Origin of the sequence: Streptomyces sp. SID5910, from assembly GCF_009862125.1 — a bacterium.
Taxonomy (GTDB): domain Bacteria; phylum Actinomycetota; class Actinomycetes; order Streptomycetales; family Streptomycetaceae; genus Streptomyces.
Genome location: NZ_WWHX01000294.1, coordinates 1 through 5102, shown reverse-complemented (window position 1 = coordinate 5102; position 5102 = coordinate 1). Strand labels below are relative to the sequence as shown.

Below are 5102 nucleotides of genomic sequence, written 5' to 3'. Positions count from 1 at the left end.
TGAGGAGGCAAGCAGTTGACCGCTCCCAGTACCTTCGGGCTGAGCAGCGAAGCCCGTAATCTGCACTGGCTGCTGACCAACCTCGTCGAGGAGGTCCCCGGCATCCTGTCCGTCGCCGTGGTCTCCTCCGACGGCCTGCTCCTGCTCTCCTCCGACCAGGACAGGAACGACGCGGCCCGCGAGGCGCGCACCGAGCGGCGCACCGGCCCGCGCGGCTCCGCCGCCGACCTCGCCACCGTCGTCTCCGGCGTGGGCAGTCTGACCATCGGCGCCGCCCGGCTGATGGACTTCGGCGGCGTGAGGCACACGATGGTCGCCATGGACGAGGGCAGCCTGTTCGTGATGTCGATCAGCGACGGCTCGCTGCTCGGCGTGCACGGCGCCGCGGACTGCGACATGAGCGTCATCGCGTACCACATGGCGCTGTTCGTCGGCCGCGCCGGCCACGTCCTGACCCCCGAACTCCGCAGCGAGCTGCGGCAGTCCCTGGAGTCCGAGTCGACCGGGAGCGCCCGATGAGCAGCAGCCCCAGGAAGGCCCCGAAGAACCTTCCCGTGCGCGGCGCGGACCGCAAGCCCGCCCGCGTCCGCCCCTACTCGCTCACCGGCGGCCGCACCCGCTTCGGCCACGTCCTGCTGGTCGAGACGTTCGTCGGCGCCACCGCCGGCGCCGCCGCGCTCGAAGCCGCCGAGGAGCGCAAGGAGTTGACTGGGGGCACCTCCCACGCGTTCAGCAGTGGGGGAGGCGGCCTCACCTCCCGCGTGATGCCGGAGATGCGGGCCATCGTCGAACTGTGCCGCCGTATGCGTACGGTGGCCGAGATCGCCGCGCTGCTGAAGATGCCGCTCGGCGTGGTCCGCGTGCTCCTCAGCGACCTCGCGGACCAGGGAAAGATCCGTGTGTACGGCACCGGGACCGGCCACGGCACGGGCCGCCCGGACCGCGCTCTGCTCGAAAGGGTGCTCAGTGGACTCCGTCGTCTCTGACGCCGCCGCCTACGGCGTCTCCCCCCTCGTCGACCCCGACGAGACCGTGCAGCCCTGGCAGACGGACCGCACCCGTGCGCCCATCGCCACCAAGATCGTGGTGGCGGGCGGCTTCGGCGTCGGCAAGACCACGCTGGTCACCGCCGTCTCGGAGATCACGCCCCTCCAGACGGAGGCGCTGATGACCGAGGCGAGCGAGGACACCGACGACCTCACCGCCACCCCGGACAAGCTGACCACCACCGTGGCCATGGACTTCGGCCGCATCACGCTCGACGACGACCTGGTGCTCTACCTGTTCGGCACGCCGGGCCAGCAGCGGTTCTGGTTCATGTGGGACGACCTGGTGCGCGGCGCGATCGGCGCCGTCGTCCTGGCCGACACCCGCCGCCTGAAGGACTGCTTCCCGGCGCTGGACTACTTCGAGAGCTGCGGACTGCCGTACGTCGTCGCGGTCAACCACTTCGACGGCAGCGACCTGTTCGACGCGGAGGACGTACGGGAGGCGTTGACGATCCCGGCGCACATACCTGTAATGATCATGGATGCGCGCCGCCGGATCTCGGCCATCGAGACCCTCTTGTCCCTCGTGGGCCACGCGCTCGACGAAACCCCCGAGTAGTCCCCTTAGGAGCGTCCCCCGCATGCGGAAGATACTCGTCGTCGGAGCCGGCCAGTCCGGTCTCCAGCTCGCCCTCGGCCTCCAGTCGCACGGCTACGAGGTCACCCTGATGTCCAACCGGACCGCGGACGAGATCCGCACGGGCCGGGTCATGTCGACGCAGTGCATGTTCCACACGGCACTCCAGCACGAGCGCGATCTCCAGCTGAACTTCTGGGAGTCCCAGGCCCCGAAGATCGAGGGACTCGGCGTCTCGGTGGCGGCCCCCGGCTCCTTCGACCCGGGCCCCTCGCAGCGCGCGATCGACTGGCTGGGCCGGCTCGACGGCTTCGCCCAGTCGGTCGACCAGCGGGTGAAGATGGCCGGCTGGATGGAGACCTTCGCGCAGCGCGGCGGCCAGCTCGTCATCCACGGCGCCGCCGTCGGCGACCTGGACTACTTCTCCCGCGCCTACGACCTCGTCCTCGTCTCCGCCGGCAAGGGCGAGCTGGTCCAGATGTTCGGCCGGGACGCCTCCCGCTCCCCGTACGGCGAGCCGCAGCGCGCCCTCGCCGTCTCCTACGTGCACGGACTGGGCCCGCGCCCGGAGCACCCGGACACCGAGGCCGTCCGCTGCAACCTGGTGCCCGGCGTCGGCGAGATGTTCATCATGCCGACCGTCACCACCTCCGGCCGCGCCGACATCCTGTTCTGGGAGGGCATACCCGGCGGCCCGCTCGACGCCTTCAAGGACGTGAAGGACCCCTCGGAGCACCTCTCCCTGACCCTGGAACTCATGGAGAAGTTCCTCCCCTGGGAGTACGCGCGGGCCACCAAGGTCGAACTGACCGACGCCGGCGGCACCCTCGCCGGCCGCTACGCCCCCACCGTCCGCAACCCCGTCGGACGCCTGCCCGGCGGTGGCGCGGTCCTCGGTGTCGCCGACGTCGTCGTCGCCAACGACCCGATCACCGGCCAGGGCTCCAACTCGGCCTCCAAGTGCGCCGCCTCCTACCTCGCCTCGATCCTGGAGCACGGGGACGAGGAGTTCGACGAGGCCTGGATGCAGCAGGCCTTCGACCGCTACTGGGAGACGGCCCAGCACGTCACCAAGTGGACGAACGCCATGCTCGCCCCGCCGCCGGAGCACATCCTGAACCTGATCGGCGCGGCCGGCCAGCTCCAGCCGGTCGCCGACCGCTTCGCCAACGGGTTCAACGACCCGGCGGACTTCGAGAACTTCTTCTACGACCCGCAGAAGACGGAGGCCTACCTGATGGAGGTCTCCGGAGCCGCCGGCGCGTAGGTCGCACCGTAGCCCGCGTCGGATCCGTCCGACGCCCCCGTGGGGAGGCTCGGCGGCGTGTACCGCCGCAGGGGCTCCTCGCCGGGGTCGGGCCGTACGGCGCCCAGGACCGGGTTGGCCGCGATCGGCGACACCTTGACCTCGGCGCCGGGCCGCGGCGCCTGGACGACCATGCCGTCCCCGAGGTACAGCGCCACATGGGTGGCCTCGGGGAAGTAGACGACGAGGTCGCCGGGCCGCAGCTCCTCCAGCGGGACGCGCTCCAGCCGCGCCCACTGCTCCTGGCTGGTCCGCGGGATCGGCGTCCCGGCCCGCTGCCAGGCCACGGAGGTCAGCCCCGAGCAGTCGTACGCCGCCGGGCCCTCCGCGCCCCACTGGTACGGCTTGCCGAGCTGCTCCACCGCGAAGCGCACCGCCCGGTCGCCCTCCGCGGACGGCTTGTCGTCGCCGACCGCGCCGGACGCCATCAGCCGCTCCTGCGCCTCGGCGATGCCGTTGTCCTCCAGGGCGGTGAGCTGGGCCAGCTGCTCGGTGCTGAGCGAGGCGAGCAGGTCCTCCACCGCGCGGAGCCGGTCGCGTACGCCGTCCCGGTCCTTCTTCTGCCGTTCGGCGAGCGCGGTCTGCTCGTCGAGGGCCTTGCGGGCCCGGCGGGCCAGGTCGCCGGCCTTCTTCTCACGGTCGGCCAGGCGCCCCACGGTCTCGACGCGTGCGCGGGCCAGCTGCCCCATCACATGCCCCTGGTCGAGGGCGTGCTGGGGGTCGCGGGCCAGCAGCAGCCGCAGGTAGGGGGAGAGGTCGCTGCTGTTCCGGTACTGCTGCCGGGCCAGCCGGCCCACCGCGCCGCGGCCGTCGCGCAGGGAGAGCCGGGCCCGGGCCAGCTCGGTCTCCAGCCGCTGCACCTTCGCGCGCTGCCGGGTCAGCTTGTCCTCGGTGCCGTTGTAGGTCTCGGTGGCCTTCTCGGCCTCCCGGTACAGGCCCTGAAGCTCCGTCAGCAGCTCGGCCACGGACTTCTCGCCTTGCGCGGGCGCGGGCGCCGGCTGCTCCGCGGTGGGCACGGGCGGCGCCGGTACGGGCGTGGGCTCGGGCGCGGGTCGCGCCGTGGCGGGCGCGGGTGCGAGCGCGATGCCCGCGGTCGCCGCCGCCGTACAGACCAGGCGGAGAAGCCTTCCTGACATGTAGTCACCTCCGGTGCGGCGGCGCCTTCGTCCGCTCCGCACCGCGAGCATCGGGCGGTTGTCCGGAACGCGCGCGCCGGATGTGCGCGGTTCGGCGCAATCCCGTCACCCGTCGGCGTCGTCCGGCTTGCCGCCCGGCGTGGTGTCTGGCCGGGACCACGGCCAGCGGCGGCGGGGGCGCTCGCCGCCGTCGGGGTCGTAGGCGTACTTCCAGCGCGCGAACCCGATCCGCGTTCCGGCCGAGCGGGGCACGCGCCGGTAGACGAGGACGGTGGGCGGTCCGCCGTCCGGGGCCGGTACGGGGATGCGGTACGTCTTCGGCGGGTGCCCGGTCGCACCGACCAGCACGGGCAGCACCCGCCCGTCCATGGGGCCGCCCTCGAAGGGGGTGTCTTCGCTCTTCACGGCACCAGTGTCAGACATCCTCCGCCAGGACCTCGATCAGCGCCGAGGTCTGCGGGTCGCGGCGTGCGGTGGCGGTGAGCATGGCGAGGAACTGGTCGACGAGCCAGTCCCGCAGCTCGTCGAGGGGCGGCTGCTTGTCCTCGTCCAGCCAGATCAGGGACGCCGCCTCCACGGCCGTGATCCACATCCGGACGGTCATCCGCAGCCGGGGGCCGGCCTCGGCGACCTCCAGGTGGTTCATGATGTGCTCGGCGGCGGCCCGGCGCACGCCGTCCACGATGGACGTGGTCCGGGAGGTCTCGGCGACGCTGCCGCCGCGCAGGAGGGCGCTGAAGCCGGTGTCGTGCTGGTCGACGAAGGCCAGGTAGCGGTCCAGGGCGCGGGACAGCCGGGTCAGCAGGGGGCCCTCGCGGGGTTCGTCGAAGCACTGGCGCAGCTCGTCGGCGGCCGACCCGAGGGCGGCCTCGTAGAGCTGCTGCTTGCCGCCAGGGAAGTACCGGTACACCAGCGGGCGGGAGACCCCGGCCTGCTCGGCCACGTCGTCCAGGGAGACCTCCTCCGGGGGCCGGTGCGCGAAGAGGGCGAGCGCGGCGCCGAGCAGCTGGACGCGGCGCTCCTCGACGCTGAGG

The 5102-nt window shown here is 72.6% G+C and carries 7 protein-coding genes; 4 read left to right on the top strand and 3 right to left on the bottom strand.

All coding sequences use genetic code 11. The features are described 5' to 3' along the window. Positions 1 to 15 precede the first annotated feature (15 nt). The 4 genes from GTW67_RS10225 to GTW67_RS10210 are packed head-to-tail and all read left to right on the top strand — an operon-like array spanning position 16 to position 2893. A complete protein-coding gene (locus GTW67_RS10225; protein WP_161164484.1) occupies positions 16 to 519 on the top strand; it encodes a roadblock/LC7 domain-containing protein in 504 nt (167 codons plus the stop codon). Then, a complete protein-coding gene (locus tag GTW67_RS10220; protein WP_161164483.1) occupies positions 516 to 986 on the top strand; it encodes a DUF742 domain-containing protein in 471 nt (156 codons plus the stop codon). Before GTW67_RS10225 ends, GTW67_RS10220 begins: the two co-directional genes overlap by 4 nt. Continuing rightward, positions 967 to 1608 carry an ATP/GTP-binding protein gene (locus tag GTW67_RS10215; RefSeq protein WP_161164482.1) on the top strand — a complete coding sequence of 214 codons (642 nt, stop codon included), beginning with the start codon at positions 967 to 969 and terminating at the stop codon, positions 1606 to 1608. The genes GTW67_RS10220 and GTW67_RS10215 overlap by 20 nt, the downstream gene beginning before the upstream one ends. A 22-nt stretch (positions 1609 to 1630) precedes the next feature. Continuing rightward, a complete protein-coding gene (locus GTW67_RS10210; RefSeq protein ID WP_161164481.1) occupies positions 1631 to 2893 on the top strand; it encodes a styrene monooxygenase/indole monooxygenase family protein in 1263 nt (420 codons plus the stop codon). Here GTW67_RS10210 and GTW67_RS10205 read toward each other — a convergent pair. The 3 genes from GTW67_RS10205 to GTW67_RS10195 all read right to left on the bottom strand — a co-directional run. Next, entirely contained in the window at positions 2857 to 4068 is a 1212-nt protein-coding gene (locus tag GTW67_RS10205; protein WP_161164480.1) for a C40 family peptidase, read from the bottom strand. The genes GTW67_RS10210 and GTW67_RS10205 overlap by 37 nt on opposite strands. A 105-nt stretch (positions 4069 to 4173) precedes the next feature. Then, entirely contained in the window at positions 4174 to 4473 is a 300-nt protein-coding gene (locus tag GTW67_RS10200; RefSeq protein WP_161164479.1) for a DUF8847 domain-containing protein, read from the bottom strand. A gap of 10 nt (positions 4474 to 4483) precedes the next feature. Then, positions 4484 to 5102 (bottom strand): TetR/AcrR family transcriptional regulator (locus GTW67_RS10195; protein WP_161164478.1); only part of this gene is annotated, 619 nt, incomplete at its 5' end.